This window comes from Gracilibacillus sp. D59 (assembly GCF_052246695.1).
Classification (GTDB): domain Bacteria; phylum Bacillota; class Bacilli; order Bacillales; family Amphibacillaceae; genus Gracilibacillus.
Window position 1 is genome coordinate 266872 of the sequence record NZ_JBQQCK010000003.1, and the last position, 19960, is coordinate 286831.

17 protein-coding genes are annotated in these 19960 nt (G+C 37.2%); 10 read left to right on the top strand and 7 right to left on the bottom strand.

Annotated elements, in window-relative coordinates; genetic code table 11:
- The first annotated feature begins 52 nt into the window (after nucleotides 1-52).
- The 5 genes from ACTWP4_RS07510 to ACTWP4_RS07530 all read left to right on the top strand — a co-directional run bounded on the left by ACTWP4_RS07510 (nucleotide 53) and on the right by ACTWP4_RS07530 (nucleotide 4478).
- Nucleotides 53-1498, top strand: coding sequence for a HAMP domain-containing sensor histidine kinase (locus tag ACTWP4_RS07510; protein ID WP_443128140.1), 1446 nt, complete (start codon nucleotides 53-55; stop codon nucleotides 1496-1498).
- Nucleotides 1482-2180 (top strand): response regulator transcription factor, encoded by a 699-nt coding sequence (locus ACTWP4_RS07515; RefSeq protein WP_443128141.1) that lies wholly within the window; start codon nucleotides 1482-1484, stop codon nucleotides 2178-2180. The genes ACTWP4_RS07510 and ACTWP4_RS07515 overlap by 17 nt, the downstream gene beginning before the upstream one ends.
- A gap of 145 nt (nucleotides 2181-2325) precedes the next feature.
- Nucleotides 2326-2820: a hypothetical protein gene (locus ACTWP4_RS07520; RefSeq protein WP_443128142.1), complete on the top strand. Its 495-nt coding sequence runs from the start codon at nucleotides 2326-2328 to the stop codon at nucleotides 2818-2820.
- A gap of 19 nt (nucleotides 2821-2839) precedes the next feature.
- On the top strand, nucleotides 2840-3046 hold the full coding sequence (locus ACTWP4_RS07525) for a hypothetical protein (RefSeq protein WP_443128143.1): 207 nt from the start codon (nucleotides 2840-2842) through the stop codon (nucleotides 3044-3046).
- 454 nt (nucleotides 3047-3500) lie between these two features.
- The gene (locus tag ACTWP4_RS07530) at nucleotides 3501-4478 is read left to right on the top strand and encodes a D-alanyl-D-alanine carboxypeptidase family protein (protein WP_443128144.1); all 978 of its coding nucleotides are present in this window, start codon (nucleotides 3501-3503) and stop codon (nucleotides 4476-4478) included.
- Between the two features lie 181 nt (nucleotides 4479-4659).
- On the opposite strand, the gene ACTWP4_RS07535 is transcribed toward ACTWP4_RS07530, so the two are convergent.
- A complete protein-coding gene (locus tag ACTWP4_RS07535) occupies nucleotides 4660-9459 on the bottom strand; it encodes a hypothetical protein (RefSeq protein ID WP_443128145.1) in 4800 nt (1599 codons plus the stop codon).
- Nucleotides 9460-10335: 876 nt separating this feature from the next.
- On the opposite strand from ACTWP4_RS07535, the gene ACTWP4_RS07540 reads away from it, so the two are divergent.
- Complete coding sequence (locus ACTWP4_RS07540) at nucleotides 10336-10497, top strand: hypothetical protein (RefSeq protein ID WP_443128295.1); 162 nt, start codon at nucleotides 10336-10338, stop codon at nucleotides 10495-10497.
- A 100-nt stretch (nucleotides 10498-10597) separates the two neighbouring features.
- On the opposite strand, the gene ACTWP4_RS07545 is transcribed toward ACTWP4_RS07540, so the two are convergent.
- The 3 genes from ACTWP4_RS07545 to ACTWP4_RS07555 are packed head-to-tail and all read right to left on the bottom strand — an operon-like array spanning nucleotide 10598 to nucleotide 11709.
- A complete protein-coding gene (locus tag ACTWP4_RS07545) occupies nucleotides 10598-10960 on the bottom strand; it encodes a DoxX family protein (RefSeq protein WP_443128146.1) in 363 nt (120 codons plus the stop codon).
- Between the two features lie 22 nt (nucleotides 10961-10982).
- Nucleotides 10983-11384, bottom strand: a complete 402-nt coding sequence (locus tag ACTWP4_RS07550) for an SRPBCC family protein (RefSeq protein ID WP_443128147.1) — start codon at nucleotides 11382-11384, stop codon at nucleotides 10983-10985.
- A complete protein-coding gene (locus ACTWP4_RS07555; protein ID WP_443128148.1) occupies nucleotides 11374-11709 on the bottom strand; it encodes an ArsR/SmtB family transcription factor in 336 nt (111 codons plus the stop codon). The genes ACTWP4_RS07550 and ACTWP4_RS07555 overlap by 11 nt, the downstream gene beginning before the upstream one ends.
- A 310-nt stretch (nucleotides 11710-12019) precedes the next feature.
- Here ACTWP4_RS07555 and ACTWP4_RS07560 point away from each other — a divergent pair, with 310 nt between their 5' ends.
- Entirely contained in the window at nucleotides 12020-12595 is a 576-nt protein-coding gene (locus ACTWP4_RS07560; RefSeq protein WP_443128149.1) for a DUF3995 domain-containing protein, read from the top strand.
- A 196-nt stretch (nucleotides 12596-12791) separates the two neighbouring features.
- Here the strand turns inward: ACTWP4_RS07560 and ACTWP4_RS07565 are convergent, their stop codons facing one another.
- The gene (locus ACTWP4_RS07565; protein ID WP_443128150.1) at nucleotides 12792-14057 is read right to left on the bottom strand and encodes an FAD-binding protein; all 1266 of its coding nucleotides are present in this window, start codon (nucleotides 14055-14057) and stop codon (nucleotides 12792-12794) included.
- Between the two features lie 234 nt (nucleotides 14058-14291).
- Between ACTWP4_RS07565 and ACTWP4_RS07570 the strand changes: the two genes are divergently transcribed.
- The gene (locus ACTWP4_RS07570; protein ID WP_443128151.1) at nucleotides 14292-15257 is read left to right on the top strand and encodes a bile acid:sodium symporter family protein; all 966 of its coding nucleotides are present in this window, start codon (nucleotides 14292-14294) and stop codon (nucleotides 15255-15257) included.
- 133 nt (nucleotides 15258-15390) lie between these two features.
- Here the strand turns inward: ACTWP4_RS07570 and ACTWP4_RS07575 are convergent, their stop codons facing one another.
- Both ACTWP4_RS07575 and ACTWP4_RS07580 read right to left on the bottom strand, forming a co-directional pair.
- Nucleotides 15391-16308 (bottom strand): VOC family protein, encoded by a 918-nt coding sequence (locus ACTWP4_RS07575; RefSeq protein WP_443128152.1) that lies wholly within the window; start codon nucleotides 16306-16308, stop codon nucleotides 15391-15393.
- Nucleotides 16309-16610: 302 nt separating this feature from the next.
- The gene (locus tag ACTWP4_RS07580; RefSeq protein ID WP_443128153.1) at nucleotides 16611-17966 is read right to left on the bottom strand and encodes an alkaline phosphatase; all 1356 of its coding nucleotides are present in this window, start codon (nucleotides 17964-17966) and stop codon (nucleotides 16611-16613) included.
- 619 nt (nucleotides 17967-18585) lie between these two features.
- Here ACTWP4_RS07580 and ACTWP4_RS07585 point away from each other — a divergent pair.
- Entirely contained in the window at nucleotides 18586-18954 is a 369-nt protein-coding gene (locus ACTWP4_RS07585; protein WP_443128154.1) for a hypothetical protein, read from the top strand.
- Nucleotides 18955-19148: 194 nt separating this feature from the next.
- Nucleotides 19149-19883 (top strand): gamma-glutamyl-gamma-aminobutyrate hydrolase family protein, encoded by a 735-nt coding sequence (locus tag ACTWP4_RS07590; protein ID WP_443128155.1) that lies wholly within the window; start codon nucleotides 19149-19151, stop codon nucleotides 19881-19883.
- Nucleotides 19884-19960: the final 77 nt, after the last annotated feature.

Genomic DNA, 19960 nt, shown 5'->3' on the forward strand with positions numbered 1-19960 from the left:
TTCATTCATCATGTTTATAATTAGGCTGGGCTTTATGGAAGGAGCAATAAATATGTCTATTCGAAAACGTCTCATCATTTCTCACGCTGCAATGATCATTACCCCTATCTTTATGATCGCACTAATAATGGGTTTGTTGCATGTTGTTCTTAATGGAGATATGCCATTTAACTCTGGACAATGGTGGGGCAAAGAACAAGAAACACAGGAACAACAACTATTTAATCAATTGAAGAAAACTGCATCACTAGATCAAGACAAATTATATGATGCGTCGTATTTAAATATGGTAAATGAACAACTTAAAAAAGAAGAATCCAACCTTGTGATCCGAAAGGGAAATGAACTTATATATAGCTCTAAGCAAGTAGAAACATTGCAAAGCAACGAATTGCCTTCATTTGGAAATGAGGAATATGGACCAGGTATCAGGCGAATAGGAAACGGAAAATATTCTGTTCTTCAGTATGATTTTTATTTTCAAGATGGAATGGAGGGCTCGATTTTAATATTAAATACTTCTTCATCGTTTGTTGCATTTGCTAGAGTATTTTTCCCAATTTTGTTTCTCAGTCTCATTCTAATTCTTGTTTTGACGAATGGATTATTATCTTATTTCATGTCCAAGCGTATTTTGCAGCCTGTTAATCAATTATCTAGCGCTGCAGACAAAATTAGTAGGGGAGATTTTGATTTTACGGTAAAGGCTAAAGGAAAAGATGAATTGAATAAGCTCTTAAGTACATTTGATAACATGCGCTTGCAATTAAAGGAATCTTTAGAACTACGAGATAAATATGAACATAACCGAAGAGAACTAGTTGCCAATATTTCTCATGACTTAAAAACACCAATAACGTCTATTATCGGATATGTTGAGGGGATTCAGGATGGAGTAGCGAATACCCAGGAGAAACAAAAGCAATACTTTGATACGATTCATGCAAAGGCAACCTATATCAATCAATTAATCGAAGAGCTTTCGCTTTTTTCAAAATTAGATGTAAAGAGAGAGGCTTTTCATTTTGAAGTGGTGAACATAACAGCATTTTTCGATGACTACCTGAAAGAAATAGAAGATGATTTAGAGGAAAAAGGAATCGAACTCTTATTTCAGAGTGGCAAAATAAATAGCAATGTCCTCCTAGATAGAAATAAAATGATCCGTGTCGTTCAAAATATTATATACAATAGTGTTAAATATATGGAAAGAACACCAGGACAAATTGCTGTCTCGCTGACGGATAAGGAAGAAATGATAGAAGTATGCATCAGTGACAATGGGACAGGGGTTCCTGAGGAAGAGCTAAAAAACATTTTTACACGTTTTTATCGTATTGATGCTTCCCGAAGCACTAGTGGAAGTGGATTAGGGCTAGCCATTGCATCTCAAATCATTCGTACACATGGGGGGATGATTTGGGCAGGAAACAGTCAAAGCTGTGGTCTGTCTGTTTATTTTACTTTGCCAAAAGAAAAGGATGATAGAATTGGTTAAGCGGATATTAATCATTGAGGATGATCAAAGTATAGCTGTATTGGAAAGAGATTACCTAGAAATTGCCGGGTTTCAAGCGGATATTGCGATAGATGGAATGGACGGTTTAGATAAAGTGAGAAGTCAGACGTTTCAATTAATTTTACTCGATTTAATGCTACCTAAGATCGACGGATTTGAATTATGTAAAATGATCAGGGAGGAGACCAATGTCCCTATTTTGATGGTAACTGCAAAAACTGATGATATTGATAAGGTACGTGGTCTAGGTTTAGGTGCTGATGATTATATAGTGAAACCATTCAGTCCTAATGAATTAGTAGCACGAGTCAAGTCACATCTTGCTATGTATGATAGATTGATTCAATCAAATGAGACCAATGGGGATATATACAAAAAAAACTTGCATATTAACACGTTATCCAGACAAGTTTTTATAAAGGATAAAGAAGTGGAATTTACCAATAAGGAATTTGATTTACTCGCATTTTTAGCCTTACATCCGAATCAAGTGTTTTCAAAGGAACAGTTATTTGAAAAAATTTGGGGACTTGATTCGATGGGGGATAATGCCACTGTGACGGTTCATATTAAAAGAATCCGAAAAAAAATAGAAAATGACACTGCGAACCCTCAATATATCCTGACTGTATGGGGGACAGGATATCGATTTCAGGGGTAAGTAGGATGTAATGAATAAATAGAAGAAATAGAACTCGCCAAATTTGGTGAGTTTTTTTATATCCATTTCATAAAAAGTTTATAGTTGCTTCAGATAATGTTCAGTTTTGCCTGCTATAGTTAATTTGTAGGCGGGAGGTGAAGCAATGAAGCTTTCTATGACTGCGAGGAGAGGTTTGATCACACTTCATATATTATTTGCGGCAATTATGTTAGGTAACATGGTTACGTTTCTTATACTGAGTATTACATCAACTGCAACGGCTGATGCCAGTCTAACAGAGAGTTGTTATGCTATTATGCATATCCTATCGAAAACGTCCATAAGAGCATCAACTATAGGAACAACTATTACCGGAATACTCTTATCGATTTGGACAAAATGGGGACTGTTTAAATTTAAATGGATCCTAGTGAAAGAAATTTTTACAGTATTACTAATTGTTCTAAATGTATGGGGAATGTCTGGACTGACGCTAAATGCCTTGCATGAGATCACACTAGTAGGTGATGGATTAAATTCGCAGTTTACCTTATGGGTAGGAATTCTTATTCAATTGGTCTCGCTCATCTTTATCTTTGCCATTTCTGTCTATAAGCCATGGGGACAGCGAAAAAACATATTACCTCATGCAAAATAAATAATAGGAGTTGTTTTCAATGCATATTGCACCATTTCCATTTTTCTTAATCCCATTAATATTCTTTGGTTTAATCATCACGGCGATCATCTTCTGTGCTCGTAATCGAAGGTCATGCGGGGATAGTCACATTAACCCAAGGACGCTTTTAGAACGGAGATTCGTCAATGGAGAAATAACAAGTAGCGAATATCATGAAATGAAAGAAGTGCTAAAGGAGAAATAACATGATTGCGAACTTGGCGGTATTCTCTTTGGAGAGTATCCCCTTTTTTTTTCCACTTTCGTTGAATGTATGTTTAACAATAGGGACTCTTTTTCTATAAAAATTATAACTTTTTTATCTGTATCATAAAACTTTTTTCCATTGAGAAACGTTAATTTAAGTAGGGGGATAAGTGTGGTGGACGATTAAGAACTTAATATGTCTGAAAGTGAATCAGCAATGGATATACTAGTAAGAACTATTTCGTCTTCATCACGGTGCTAATCGTCCGTAAAACCCCCCACTTCAATGTTCGAGTAAATCAAAGAAGCTAAGTGGGGGATAACGGACGCTAACACCCTGATAAGTTTCACTAACCATAAGTGGGGAGCAAAACCCCCACTTATGGAAGTCTCACTTTATTAACGGAAGTTGGATATACTACCGTAGCTAAACGAATTATTTGGAGGTTTACATGAAATTATTAAAACGATTGGTCATAGTGATGGTCCTCGTTATGATTGCTGGAAGTGGGCTGTACCTAGCAGAACTTTACCTATCAATCAACCATTCACCTGATCGAAACAAAGTGATTAAATCAAACGAAGTAGAGAAACAAGTAAATAAAAACATAGAGAAATTACCGGATTTAGGTATTCAAGCGAGTGCAGTCATATTAATTAATATGGATGATGGTGGCATTTTATACGATAAAAACATAGAACAATCCTTGCCGACCGCTAGTATGTCAAAGATGATGACAGAACTTTTAGTGTTAGAAGCAATTCAAAAGAATGAAATTGCTTGGGAGCAAACGATAGCAATCAGTGATTATGCTTATTCGATCTCTAATCATCCTGGTTTTTCTTCTGTATTCTTACAAAAGGGACAGCAGTATACGATTCGTGAATTATTTGATGCGATGGCGATCCACTCGGCAAATGGTGCAGCGATTGCTTTGGCTGAAGTAGTGGCAGGTAGTGAAAAGGATTTTGTAACTAAAATGAATCAAAAGGCGCAACAAATAGGGCTTGAACAGACAAATTTTGTGAATAGTACGGGGTTAAATAATAAGGATTTGGGTGAATTTTATTCGGTCGGCTCCGCAACCGATACAAACTGGATGTCTGCCAAAGATGTGGCATTGCTTGCGAGGCAATTGATCGAACAATTCCCTGATATCCTTGATGTTGTTGATGAATCTGTCTATGTGTTTGGAGAACAGACATATACGAATACGAATTGGATGTTACCCGAACTCAATAAGCAAAATGTTGGCTATGATGGAGTTGATGGACTAAAAACAGGATATACAGATGAAGCAGGCTATTGCTTTGCTGGTACTGTCAAGCGAAATGGTGAACGCCTGATTTCGGTGGTGATGGGGGCTTCTTCCATAGTAGAGCGTTTCTCGGAAACAAAACTTTTGTATGAAACAGCATATAGTCAATAAGGTAGCTATTTCCTCTAAACATTGAAAGAAGATGATTCCTGTGCATACAGAAATCATCTTCTTCTTTATCACGGTGCTAATCGTTTGGAAAAACCACACTACAAGGTTCGAGTAAATCAAAGAAGCTAAGTCGGGGATAACGGACGCTAACATCCTGATAAGTTTCACTTTTTAGGCATTTCTATTTTGGTTCTAGAACGGTTAAGCCAAGAAGACCAGTTAACACCTCGTTACTAAGTGTCTCAAGCTCCACACTTTCTATTTGCTCTGTTTCTCCAAGGTCAATACTCAATATATTTCCATGGGCATCGTCGCCTAGATCTTGGATGAATCCATTTTGAGCATAGGAATTGGATGTGTTCTCCTTTAACCAATCATCTAAATTTTCTGGGTTAACAAGAGGAAGTACTTTTTGTTTTCCATTACTAAGGTTAACTGTAATTTTTGCATTCTCTATACGGCTTTGCATGTGATTCGTCGCTGCTACTACAAAGAAGTAAAGCTTATTTCCCTTAACATTAACTGGAATTTCAACATTGCCAGGGAAATTATCATAAAGGGATGTAAATACCGCATTTTCAGCCTCTTTAGTTATGGAGAATGGGATCCCTATATCTGATGCGAAATTCTCGCCTTCATAATCCAGACGAGTCAAGTTTGGTTTAACCTTATCTTGTCCGCCTCGATATTGCCACCAATTCAGTCCATATTCAGTAACTGTACTCGGGATATTATCCCAGTAAAACAAGTCTGGCTGAGGAGAATATTTATTTTGATGCAAGTATTCTAAATCTTGATTAACAAGATCACTTAAATCTATCGTGTGAGTGTTGAAAGAATGCTTAAATGCACCGGAAAGCTGCTCATTCAATTCCCAGTTTACCAGATTGGATGAAACCTTAAACTCGGCATTACCTTCAGCTTTAAAAGTTAAAAGATTTTCTCCAGGCGTCAGCTTTGATGGGTCTTTGATTTCAAAGGTAATAGTATCCGATTTTTTATTTGCCTTTATAGGAGTATGCAAATTAAAGGTTGTCCCCGCAATGCTTACAGTTCCTTTTAAATTCATATTTTGTTGACTATTATTTTCTATTGTAAACTGGGCAAATGGCTTTCCGTCCTTTACTACCAACTCTTCATCTGCGATCTCCAACGATTTCTTAAGTGTGATATCAACAGGTAACCACATTTCACTATCACCGGACTCAACTAAAACAAAGAAGGTATGGTTACCAGGTTTGTTATTTAAAAGAACAGATGCTTTTGAATTCTTGACAGTCGCTTGATCCATATCAAGGATTCCTTGCGGGTCATGCAGACGAATAATATTGCCATTCTTTACGGAGAATGTATACTCTTCGCCAACAGCCCCTACAGAGTTACCATCCACCTCTGGCATAGTATTTGTTTTACCATTGTTATAAATAACCTCAATTTTTGCATCATTGCTTTCTGCTGTTTCAATTTCTAGCCAGGTGTGACCTATGCCTGGATTAAGTGAGTAATCCACATCTTTCCCATTTATCTTCACAGACTTTATCTTTGTACTGCGCGCTATTAGATTTATTTTATATTCTAACGCTTTTTCACTATTTACTATAATTGTTTCCATGTCATTCGCATAGCTGTAGTCATACCCTAAGTAATCTGTCTCGATTGAAGCATGGTCCCATTCTCGTGGAAAAGCTGGCTGAATGGTTGCTTGATTATTCGGTACATCCATTTTAATTCCAAATAATCCTTCCACAGTTGTTCTTACATACATGGAAGTTACATCGGTAAAGTCTACGTGACCGGATTGTGAACCATCTTGATTTTGAACATAGGAGAGGACACCTGGTCCTGGGCCTTTAAAAAGATTAGCATCAATTCCGGCTTGTAAGTCTTTTGCTTGTTCTACGAGACCAAGACGATAGTAAGTAAGCATTAGATTAGTAGATTCAGCTGTGTACAGTCCTCTACTTGAATAAACATTAGGTAACCAGTTAGAAGACCATGGCAAGCGGCCATCCCTAGGAGTTGTACCTATCTCGTTTTCAATGGCGTACTCTGTAAATCGTAGCATTTGGTAGCTTTGAAATGGATCAGTGAATCCTAAATCAATCGGCGTATAGATACTAGAGAGGTCAGGTGATTCATGTACCCGTTGCAAACCAAACACATCTTTATATTCGCCATAAACTCCGATATCCTTTACCCATAGCTTATTTTTCATAGCTTTTTCAATTTTTGTTACCCGTTGTTCAAAAATTGTTGGATCTTTCCCTAATCGTTTTGCGATGTCGACCATTTCCTTATTGGCACGCCAAGCATATACAGTTGCAATTGTTGCTCCACCACCATTGTTCCATTTATTATCAGTATTCCATGCATTTAGATGGCTTTCGTATAACCCTTCGTCATCAGTTTCCATATACTCATCCATCCAGTTTAGATGATTAGCAATAAAATTAAAGCCGCCATTGGCCATCATGTCTAGATCACCTGTCCACTCCCAGTTGTACATCATCATATCAACTAATACTTCCCCCATGTTGTAATGAGAGTCTCCATTAAGCTTGGATGGAATTCTACCATTGGATGCCTGTTTATCAAAATAGGCTGCAGCATTTTCATAGGCACGATCTTCCCATCCTGCTGTTGTAGCGCCATAAGTAGATCTCCATCCTGGTAATGCGACAAACCAATTGATAGGACCATGCATAAAGGTTGGACTGCTCCATGATGCATCTAATGCCAGCGTTGCTGCTGGAAGGGCTGCATTCAAATAAGGGTTAGGTGTATCGATTTTAACCGACTGTGATAGATTCTTGTAGTGGTCCATACTATTCGCCAAAACTTTTTCTGGTTCAGCTAAATAGTTCTTCATCTCAGAAGATTCTAGATCGCCTGTGGTGATACTGAAAAATACTTCATTATCATAGTTCCCTTCCGTTGTTCCAATTGCCATTGGCTGAGAATCAGCTTTTGTTTCAAGAAGGGCATCTGGACCATCACTATAAGCAGAAGCATCCACCCTTTTTAAATTTAGAGGGACATTGGCTGTTCCATAAAGAGTTGGACCTCCACCTTCAATAGAGAAATGGTTATTTTCTATTTTTACATCTGTCCCCTTAGCATCTGATGGAGTGAATTTCATGGAATCATAATCCTGGGATCCATAACTTCCTTGGTCTCGACCGCCAGAGGCAATGACTAAGTCATTAGTGTATGCATCGGGCAATGTGACTTTGACTAGTAATCCATCAAAATTTTCAGGTCGAACATAAGTTAATAGTATAGTTCCTTCGACTGACGGATCTTGAAGCTCATATTCCTGATGACCTGAAACATAACGAGAAGTGATCGATTCAAAGTCAGAAAACCATTTTCCGTTTTTTAAACCTAAAAATATATGGCCTAATTTTTCCTGTGCACTATTTCCTCTGTTACGGAATAGCAGACTATTAGGTTTATCTCCGACCAATGCAATAATTCTTGGAGAATTATGAGGTCCGTATAGTGGACGATTATACGATTCTTCACCATTCTTAACGGCAAATCCGCCATCTATTGGCAAGTATTTATACTGTTTTTTGCTGATGTGAATGTTCTCTTGTTTCGAAATATTCTCATTTTCAGCGGCTATTGCCCTTATAGTAACCATTTGCTCTAAAGCAGTACTAGAAACGGTAAGTTTTCCGTCCGAGCTTATATCGACACCTTTAGGTGATTCTCCGGCAATTTCCCATTTTATTTCAGCATTGGGCATGATGCTTCCAAATTGATCCATAACATTGGATTGATAAGAAAATGTCTCGGTACCATCTTCAGGCAATGCTATACCTCTTTGTCCTAGTACGGTAACTCTAGTTTCCTTAGGCCGATATATAATTATTTTTTTCTCCAAGGACACTTCGGGGTTTGATTGTACCGAAGCCTTTAAAGTAATTGTTTGCGGTGAAGATGGGGAGTGATCAACCGTAAGTACTCCATCCTGATTCAGACTGACACCTTTTGGGACATCACCTTCTATTTCCCATGATACTGATTCATCTGGAAGTTCATAGCCATATTGATCGAAAATATTAGCATGATAGGGAGTTTCACTACTATCATTATCAGATATGTTTATTCGATCTGGTCCTTCGATATTGATAGAATTCGGTTCAAGTTGTGTACTGGCGGAAGGTCCATTGTTCGTCCAGTTATCTGCTGCATCACCAGCTTCTACTCGTAACATCGCATCTGTTAAATCAAATTCTGCCCCCTCTAAATGATAGGAGGTTAGTTCCTGTTCTGTTTGGGTAGAGTCTGCATCTATAACCTTCAACAAAGTATCGTTTTTATAAATTTGATATTGAGTGACAGCTACATTGTCACTAGGGGTATCCCACTGCATATCTACACTGTTTTTCGTAATGTTTGCTAATGTAAGTTCTGTTTGCTCAGGCCACACTGGAGAAGTCGATTCATCAGTGGAAATAACTTCAACACCATTTGCGCGTCCATCTTCACCGAATTTTATATTTAACTGGTTGTCTTGTACCTCGGTCTGATAGATTTCTACTGCAAATTGATTAGTAGTTGCCTGTATTCTCTCCTGCTGTACTCCTTCAATTGTCACATCTGTTTTGTTGGCAGCGATGTGATCTCCAGATATGACCTTTACATAGTAGCTACCATTCTGGATATCGACCTTAAAGGAATAGCCACCACCGTTAGTAAAATCTCTACGAAGGTCGTCGGGAGCTCCTCTGTCTCTACAATCTGTATCTTTATCTAGTCCATATCCTATGGAGCTATCATATAATGTATGATTAGATATCTGATGGTAGCCTTCTGTAATGGGACTCGATTCACAACCGAAATCAAATTTCAATTGCATGGATAAGCTTGTCTCAGTCTCCGCAGTCACTGCTTTATCCAGACTTAAAAACATAGAAAAAGTGATCGTCAGACAAAATAAAATAAAAAGTGCTTTTAGTCGTTTCTTAGACATTCAATAACCTCTTTTCTCATGAATTGATGATGGAATCGTTTTTAATTTTATCCACCTTAAAAAATAAAAAAATCCAAACTTTAAGTATGGATTTTTCTCATGATGTCTTATTATATTTTGTAATCCACATAACCAAGCTCACAGAACATTACAAATCAGATCAGATTATTGAGTCTAATGGCCTGTATGTTTCCACCTCCAATGTGATTAAAAATGATACCGGTAACAAAAAAATATCACAAAAGTAATCCAATGTCTATGAAACGTTTTGTCGAATGAAAATATACTTTTTTTGGCCATGAAAAATTTTATAAATAATTGTAATGAACTGGATGAAGCATAAAATCAACGTTTTCCGCAAAAAACTATGGATATATTAAGCGAGGAAGTGATTTTAGTGGAACTTATGATGTAGAGTACAAGGGATTAAGAGTTAGAAACATTGGTTGATCGATTTATGAAGGGTGGTAATCAGCGGAGGAAGCAGGTTTACTAAACAAAATTCAATTAAAAAGTTTTTTTGGTAGGAGATTTTCTGTCTATTAAAGCATTCCTTTTAGATTTCCAAGGAACGGTTGTACACGAAGATGGAGTTGTTTTCTCAAATATTTGTAAACAAATAAAAGCAAATTCAAGAACTGAAGTTACCCTTTCGGAAATTGGAGTTTTTTGGTGGATTAACTTTTCAGGGATTGGATTTCTGTTCTATCTAATGCGAATAAACTGGTAAACAATCAGCGAAATGAAAAAAATGTAGAATTTTTTTCTGAAAATAATCTCCTAAGCTATCAACAGATAGATGATAGAAATACACTTCCGATATTCAATTGAATCTTTTTTTCAGTAGAAGAAGAAGGAATTCAATTTATTGATGAACTGGAGCAAGGAGAAATAATTGTTCATGCCAAGTATTTTTCAGAAATCATAAGAAAATTACCTTCTCAAACAGTACAAATAGAAGTAGAAGAACATCAAACCAGACAAAGGTACTTTTTGAATTTCAAATTAGATTGGTATGCCCATTATTATTACACTTAAGTTAAATTCTAACCCAAAGCAAACGCAAAACAACAGTCCTTAGCAGGATCAGTTGTTTTACGTTAAAGATACAATTTTCAGTCCGCTGTTTCATAGTAAGTTAGGAAAGCACGAGGTCGTTTACTTTTATCATGAATAGTGTAATAACTAATACAAAAAACACTAAGGCTGGCGACATTTTTCCAAATGTATCTTTGACCCTGAGATGCGCTAAACATGCTACTAGCATTGTGATCCCTAACCAGATGCCTGCCCATACTACTACTCCCCCATACCAATAGCCGATGATAAGTGTAACTGCTCCAATTAACTGGACGATGCCTGAAACGATACGAAACCATTGAGGCAGTTTAAGGTTATCAAAAATGTCAGTCCAATATTTAGCGCCTAGAACCTTTGCGCAACCTGAGAATACAAAATAAGCGGCTAACAAACTTTGAAGAATGAAAGAAAACACTGTCATTAAATTCACCTCCTAAAACCTTTTATAGTCCTACTACCAACTTTTCAAGCTGACTCGCCATTTTTTTCCACCCATATTTCGCCCCGTTATATGAAAGGCTTTCGCTTTGAAATCCAGTATGTTCAAGATGCAGATGTATGATGTTTTTTTCTTTTTTAAGTGTCCATGTAACTGTAGTATTTTCTCCGGCAGTAGCCCAAGTGTAGGATAATCTGTAAGGCTCCTCTACAACGAGTACTTCGGAATCAACTATTCCATTCCAATACTTAGACGGCTCGGTACGAAACTGAAATTTGTACCCGACAATCGGTTTAAAATTGTTATCCATTACCCATTTTGCCAGCATAGTTGAATCAGTTAACGCATGCCATACTTTTTCGATAGAACACTCAAATTGAAAGTCCAGTGAAATTTCAGGTTTCATTTTGTTCCTCCTCTAATAATTGGTGTAAAAGCTCAGCTCTTTCATTCCAAAATTTCGTGTAATAAGATACCCAGTCCTCAATTTCCTTTAGTGGCTCGGGATTCAGTATATAGCGGGTTTCTCTTCCGACCTTTCGGTCTTTTACCAATTCGGCATCTTTTAAGATTGTCAAATGTTTAGAAATCGCTGAACGCCCCATTTGGAAATGCTCGGTTAACTTATGTAGGGGCAACTCCTCAGCATTAGCCAGTAATCGGAGAAGCTTACGTCGGGTTGGATCGGCAACTGCGCTATAAACATCTCTAGTCTCATTTTTTTTATTCAAATCCTGCCTTCTCCTCATCGTTAGTTGATTAGTTACCGTTTGGTGTCCTATTTATACTTTTATTATATGACACCATTTAGTGTCATGTCAAGATTTATTAAGTTTTTCTCATTCCCTTTTTAACTTAAGTGAATGTGGGATTTATGGGGAATGATCCTATGATGGAGTGTTTTATTATTCTATCAAGACAACAGTAATCCTTTGGCGTCCTTTTTGTAACGACAATAGTCAAATAACCGTCTAATAAGAGAGGCGGAGTCAGAAGAAGTCCGTAAATAAACATATGACATGGAGGTGTGTTCCGATAACTATGAATACACAAAATCAACAACCGAAAACAAAATCGCTGATTTGGTCAGGTTACGCAGTATTTATTTGGTCCATTATCTATATGATTCCACATCTTTATTGGGCTTTAGGAGGTAAAGTTGGGGGGGCTTTACTAAAACCTAACATTACACAATCGATTTATTTTGAATTGATTAATTGGATTGCATCCGTATTTCTAACTGTTGCAGGACTCATAGGCCTTGCATTTATTTATTGGAATAAGAACAGATTTACTAAGTATATGCTACTATTTATATCCTTGGCAGGGTGTTCGTTAGCTACCTCGCACGCAATTTATGGAATTATATATCGAATATTTCAAATCAGAGGGGTAGTTGGTGTAGAATCGGGATCATTTAATATCCATGAAAATGCCTTTGTGTTATGGGATCTAGTGCTCTTTGAGCCGTGGTTTATGATCGAGGGGATTTTGTTCGGCATTTTAGGGTGGTGTTCCTTAAAAGAAACGCGTAATAAAAAAATCTGGCTTGCGGCTTGTACATCCGGCATTATTTTCGGCCTAGTAACGGGAATAATGGGTGTAAGGTTTGCATAAGCATTCAAAAATGCATACCAAGTCGGAGGTATTTTATAATTCCTCTACTAGTTCTTGTTTTTGTTGATCAAATATTACACCGATTTCATTTAAGTTTATCTCTACAAATTTCAAAAGTTTTTTTAGATCTGGCGATCATGAAAAGTGCCTGCCACAATTGCGGTTTTCCTCGCATTAGTGACAGGCACTTTATCATTCATTCACCAAAAACATAAGTATCTATAAATTCATTACTGAATTTACCTTTCGGATCATAGTGCTGAAGTAATTGCTGGAAATCCGTTAGTTTTTCATAGAGCGGTCGTACCTCTTCTTTTGACATAGTAAATAATTTGCCCCAATGGGGACGAGCTTGATAAGGTGCAAGAATTTCTTCAATTTTTGGCAGCACTTTTTGTACAGAATCCCAGTCATCTTTCCATGTAAGATGAATTCCAATCGAATCCTGATTATAAAATGGACTCATCCACAGGTCATCTTTGGCGATACTTCGGATTTCATTAACATGTAGAAGCGGTGCAATTTGCTCGCGAATGGTACTAATTCCTTTTAACGCCTCATATGCATGTTTTCTTGGAATGATATATTCTGTTTGCAATTCATCTCCACTGCTTGGTGTGAAATCAATACGGAAGTGTGGTAGCCTGTCAAACCATGGTCCAGGTACACCCATTTGTTCGGTACAATTTACCGCTTCAATTCCAGCGATAGGATGGCAGTTGGCAGTTGCAGGATGTGCTCCAAATAAATCTGTTGGTACCTTCACTTCACTTTCATCTGAATGTAGTTGTTTTAACCAAACTTGATTGATCGTGTCGCTCTGCCAAGTTGTAAATAAACTAACACTGTATGCGCTTGAGAAAATGTCATCTAAATGGTGTTCAAGTTGTGCTAAAGGTAGATGCTCGTACACATACTGGCTGATTTGAAAGGAAGGAACGATGTCCAATGTCATCTTTGTTACTATTCCTATTCCACCAAGGCCTACTACTGCACCTTTTAATTGTTCTTCATTTTTTTCTCGGGAAAATTCGACCAATTCACCATCAGCAGTAACGACTTCCATCGCACGTACTGAATTAGATAAACACTTGTTTTGGTCACCTGAACCGTGTGTTGCTGTTGCACATGCACCTGCAATTGAAATGTGAGGCAAAGAGGCCATATTCTCAAGTGCAAAGCCGTTTTCTTGCAGATAGCGGCTTAGATCACTATAGATAATTCCGCCTTCAACTGTTACGGTTTGTTTTTCACGATCTAATGCTATTACTTTGTTCAATTTATGTAAGGAAACCATGTTTTCACTTGAATCGGCTATTCCATTGAATGAGTGACGAGAACCTACTACTCTTAATTTGTCGCATTGTTTTACGAGATTCTGAATTTGTAAAACGCTTTCAGGTTCGTGCCAATTAGCTGCACGGTATGTATAGTTACCTGCCCAGTTTTTTTGTTGATTCATTACATTAACGCTCCTTTACATGATCGGAAAAATTTTTTATTAAGGAATTTACAATTTTTATTTATTCTATCATATTTTACAGTTGATTAGGGTAATTTCTTTCATTTTCGTTCTTTACTCTTATTCATCTACATATTGCATAAATCCAATAAAAATCTAAATTTCAAAATATTATTTAAAATATTCAGAAAATATTATATAATTTCTAAATATGCATGAAAGAGGGGGAGTAATATGAAAGTATTGGAGAGAGTTAGCAGTTTTGTAGGGAGTACGTTTGCCATTTGGGTCGTACTATTTGCGGTCTTATCATTTCTTATACCTTCAGGATTCACGTGGTTAGTAGCTTATATCACACCATTATTAGGAATCATTATGTTTGGTATGGGGCTTACGCTATCTGCTAAAGATTTTAAAGAAGCGTTTAAACGTCCGAAAGAGGTGGCGATTGGGGTAATTGGTCAGTTTATGATCATGCCATTGCTAGCCTTTACACTTGTAACGTTATTACCTGTTTCAAAAGAGGTGGCAGTCGGTGTTATCTTAGTTGGCTGTTGTCCGGGTGGTACTTCTTCAAATGTCATGACGTACTTATCCAAAGGGGATACAGCTTTATCCGTTTCGATTACTGCGGTTTCGACGATTCTAGCACCATTTTTGACACCAGCACTTATTTATCTGTTTGCTAGTCAATGGTTGGAGGTATCTGCAGGGACCTTATTCGTATCGATTGTGCAAATTGTATTAGTGCCGATCGTGTTAGGGCTAATTGTCAAAGCGTTATTGAAAGACAAAGTAGAAGCGGGAGTGAAAGCAATTCCGTTAGTATCTGTAATTGGTATCGTGGCAATTGTTGCGGCAGTAGTAAGTGTCAACCATGAACAAATTGCGGAGACTGGATTACTTATTTTCTTAATAGTTGTGCTACATAACGCGCTAGGTTATCTAATTGGTTATTGGTTAGGAAAAGTAACAAAAATAGGTGCCAAGCAACAAAAAGCTGTTTCTATTGAAGTGGGAATGCAAAACTCAGGACTTGGTGCAACACTAGCAGCTGCACACTTTAACCCATTAGCAGCTGTGCCAAGTGCGATCTTTAGTGTGTGGCATAACATTTCTGGACCAATTGTTGCGACTATTTTTAGGAAGCAGCAAGAGAAAGAAAATAAAAGTGATATAGATCAAAGTCATAGTGCTTAAATAGCGTGAGGGTTAGACTTTGGAGTGGACGTTTGTTCTCTATGGTCTGACCCTTTTTTGAGGAGAGCTAAATTAATAGTCCATAAAAACGCATGCAGAAAAGTCTTCATGCGTTTCGCGGACTGTATTTTTATTATCCCTTATATGCTTTCTGTAACACAGCAAGATCAAGTTTTTTCATTTTAAGTGTTGCCTTACTAACACGCTCTATTTGTTCCGGTGTGCTATTACCGCTCATCATCTCTTCCATTTCTTTCGGAACAATCTGCCAGGACACTCCAAACTTATCTTTCAGCCAGCCGCATTGCTCGGATTCAGAAACTGCAGATAGTTTATCCCAGTAGTGATCGACCTCTTCTTGTGTGTCACAATATACCATAAATGAGATTGCCTCGTTAAAACTGAAATTATGATCCTGTGCACTGTCCATTGCGGCAAACCACTGATTCTCAAGCATGAAATCAGAAAACATGACAGTTCCTTCTTTGTCAGGTTCCATATCTTGAGGGTAGCGGACAATCTGACCCTGTTTTGAATTCGTAAAGATGGACAAATAAAAATCAATCGCTTCTTCCGCATTACCACAATTATCACCGACAAACATTAGTGAGGGCACTATCGCAGGACGCTCTTCTCCTTCTGGATTCGTTAGGATTAACTGCCATGTCAAGCCATACTTATCTTGAATCCAACCATATTTCTCACTAAATGGATACTTATCAAGTGGCATTAAAACTGTACCGTCTTCGGACAATTTGTTCCAAACCTCATCTAATTTTTCACTCGCATTTGCTTCTCGAGATGGATCGAAGTTAACCATGAAAGACACTGACGGGTTGAATTTGAAATAGGGTCCCGCGTTGATCGCCATGAATTTCTGTCCCCACAACTCAAAAGAGATTAAATCAGCGTCGCCTGATGGGGTGTCTTTGAGTGTAGTTACATTTGTGATTTTTGAGTCCGGGAAAATGGAAGCATAAAAATCTGCTGCTTCCTTCGCTTCCTTGTCATACCATAAATGCGGAACAATGATTTGCTTTGATTCAGTCATAGTTATTCCTCCAAATTTTTTTAATTTATCACGGTGCTAAACGTCCGTAAGACTCCACTTCAAGCTTCAAGTATATCGAGGAAGCTAAGTGTATGATAACCCCACTGACCATAGTCTCACTTTATTTTACCATTCTGATTCTATGTTGATTTCTTATAGATTGCTGAATATTTCTACTTTCTTTCATATATGCTGCATGTTGAATCATTTACAATCAACCTATACTCATTTTCATTAAAAAAAGACCGAATCACTCTACAGATTCGGTCTATCTATTCTATTGAAAAGGGGGTTTTTCAAAATTAGTTGTCTAGGTTTACTTTTAGAATGTTCGCCAATGTTTTGGGAATGTCCGTATTATCAAAGAATCCTGTAAATTTATCGGATTGTGGACCATATGCATAAATAGGAATATCTGCACCAGTATGATTAGTACTTGTCCAGCCAACAGAAGCATGGTCACTAACTACGTGATTAATAGCAAGTGCTGCATCACTAGCATTTTGAATAGATTGCACTTCTGCTTCTGTTAACGTTAAATTTGTGTGTTCTTCAACGATTTCTTTTGCATTGGAGCGGTCTTCGTTTAATTGGGCAGCCATGAAGTCACCTGTTGCTGTTACATTGTTTAAAATATCAGCATTTAATCCTGAGTAAGCGCCAGATCCTGTTGTCATACCACCAGTATCATGATCACCACCAACAATCACTAATGTCTTTCCATCTTGTTTAGCAAATTCCATTGCTGCTTCAACGGCTTCCTCAAATGCCGCTACATCAGACATAGCCCATGCTGCATCATTAGCATGTCCAGCCCAATCTATTTGACTTCCTTCAACCATAAGGAAAAATCCGTCCTTATCCTGATTTAAAACATCAATGGATGCTTCTGTCATTTCTGCTAAACTTGGTTCTTCTGTTTGGTCACGATGTAATTCAGGGGAAAGTGCATCCTCGGCAAAAAGTCCAAGTAATTTTTCTCCTTCTTCAACATCAATGTCTGTACTTTCTAGCAATTCTTCTCTTGTTTCTGTATACGTAAAACCACTTTCTTGAGCTTGTTCAATTAAATTTAATTCCTCTTGATTGCCACCATCAGCTTCTGGTAGGAACATATTTTGTCCGCCGCCTAGAAGAACATCTACTTCACTAGAAATATATTGTCTGGCAATTTCTGTTTGATTATTTCGATCTTCTACATTTGCAACAAAGGATGCCGGTGTAGCATGTGTTATTGTTGATGTAGCTACTAATCCAGATGATTTTCCATCTTCTTCAGATGCTTCTAAAATCGTTGATAGTTCATTTCCTTCTGGATCAAGGCCGATTACGCCATTGTCGGTTTTTACGCCTGTAGCCATTGCCGTACCAGCTGCTGCAGAATCCGTAATATCAGCGTTTGCCGAATGCGTCGTATACATTCCTTTTAGATGTGCATCCCAAACAGCATCCTCTCCTTTGTAAACACGGTAATTGGAAGCATAGTCTGCACTAAATCCGTCTGGAATCATGTAAATGATATTTTCGACTTTTTTTCCACCATTGCCGTTACCATGTCCTTTTCCTGGTGATTCAGGCTTGTCAGCAAAAACTGGAATACTAACTGCTGATAAAACTAGACCTGTACTAAGTGCAACGGCACCTATTTTCTTAAACATTCTCTACCAACTCCTTCATAATTTTGCTTACAATTACAAGATACTAGAAGAATATTGATAGACTATTAAGTGATGGTAAATGTTAGATAAAAAAAATACAGGCTTAAAATCTATGATTATTTTCCCTATTCTATGAAAAAAATATGACTATACTTCTTCTTTACTAGTCGAGTATCCGAACCTTTTTGCCATTTGTCAGGGTGCTAATCGTCCGTTGAAACCCCACTGATGTAACTCTAACAATTGGATGGTGAAGAGGTTAATTAGATGTATCAACACCATTATTTGGTTAATACTCAAGCTAAATGCTGCAATAATTTTCTGAATCAATAATGTTAGATAATTAGATCTAGTTCTTAGTACATATTGTGTATATTGCTGTTATCATTAATTTGCTGTAGAATAACTATTTGTTAGTACCATAGAGACATCAGTCAAACTAAAAAGAGAAAATATTATTCAGGTATAATTTCTCACGGTGTTAATCGTCCGTACAACCCCCACTGATGGAAGTCTTACTTTATATAAATTGACGCCGTTTCTATTAATGCAATGAAGTTTAAGTCTATCAATAGGGGGAGTAACATAGATACATCGAGAGAGAAAGGAAGAGGTAAAGATGGCAAAAATAGAAAATATGACAGAAGACGGTGGTTATATTATCGATGTTAAAGCCACAAGTAAAATCGTCTATATGAATATAGTTGGGACTTTTACGCTAGAACAAGCAGAGAAATTTCATCAAGATTATCATAAGCAATTAGGTTCCGTTTCAACCATTGATTATGTGTTAGAAGTAGATTGCAAAGATATGAAGGTTATCAGTCAAGAGATGACACCGAAATTAGCCCTTTCTTTTGAATTATATAAAAATTCCGGTTTTAAAAAAATTAAATTCTTAATTAATAACAATGTGCTGATCAAAAAACAACTTAATAGCATAGCTAAAACGGTGAATTTACCAAACTATGCAATAATTGTAGGATAATACCGAAACGAAAAGCGCTCTTCAAAGAGGGCTTTTCGTTATTTATCACGGTGCTAATCGTCCCCCCACTGAGGGAATTCTCACTTTATAACTATGTTATTCCAATATTAAGAGTATATTTTTCCCCTTTTTTTTGCAAAATAATAAAGGTTTTAAGTATGATACATGAAGATATTATCAGGTAGTGAAAGGTAGTGTTAATCGTGGAACCTTCTATCAGGCCTGTTATTGGAATTACTTCTTCGATCGTTAGTCACAATAACATTCCTAGTTATAATCTACATGAGAAACATATACAGTCAGTAATACAAGCGGGTGGTATTCCTATTATCATTCCCACTGGTTCAGAAACGATGGCGGAAGTATGGGTGAGTATTTGTAACGGAATTATACTAGGCAGTGGGGAAGATATCGACCCCAATTCTTTTGGATCAAATCCAACACCAAAAATCCAGAATACCAATAAAAAACGTGACTTTACAGAAATTGAATTGGTGAAATATGCACAAATTCAGAGTAAACCTATTTTAGGGCTTTGCAGAGGTGCAACTATGTTAAATGTTGCATTAGGTGGGACAGTGATTCAAGATATAGAAACGAGTAATCCTCTTGCAATAAACCATAACCAGAAAGCGGCAAGACCAGAGCCAACCCACTATATTCAGATTGATGAAATGAGTAGGTTATATCAAATTCTCGGCAGTACAAATATCCAAGTAAACAGCATGCATCACCAGGCGATTGATAAGCTTGCGCCTAATCTGAAAAAAGTAGCGGCAGCCCCAGATGGTGTCATTGAAGCCGTCGAAGGAGTAGATAAAACATCACCTATGATAATGGGGATACAATGGCATCCAGAAGAGATGGCGAGTAAAGATCCAACAATGCAACGGATATATGACGCGTTTATTAAGGAATGCAAAAACTAAACCTATATGTACCTTTGACATTTTTTATCACGGTGCTAATTGTCCACTGACGGTTATAATATAAATAAGTTGGGGGT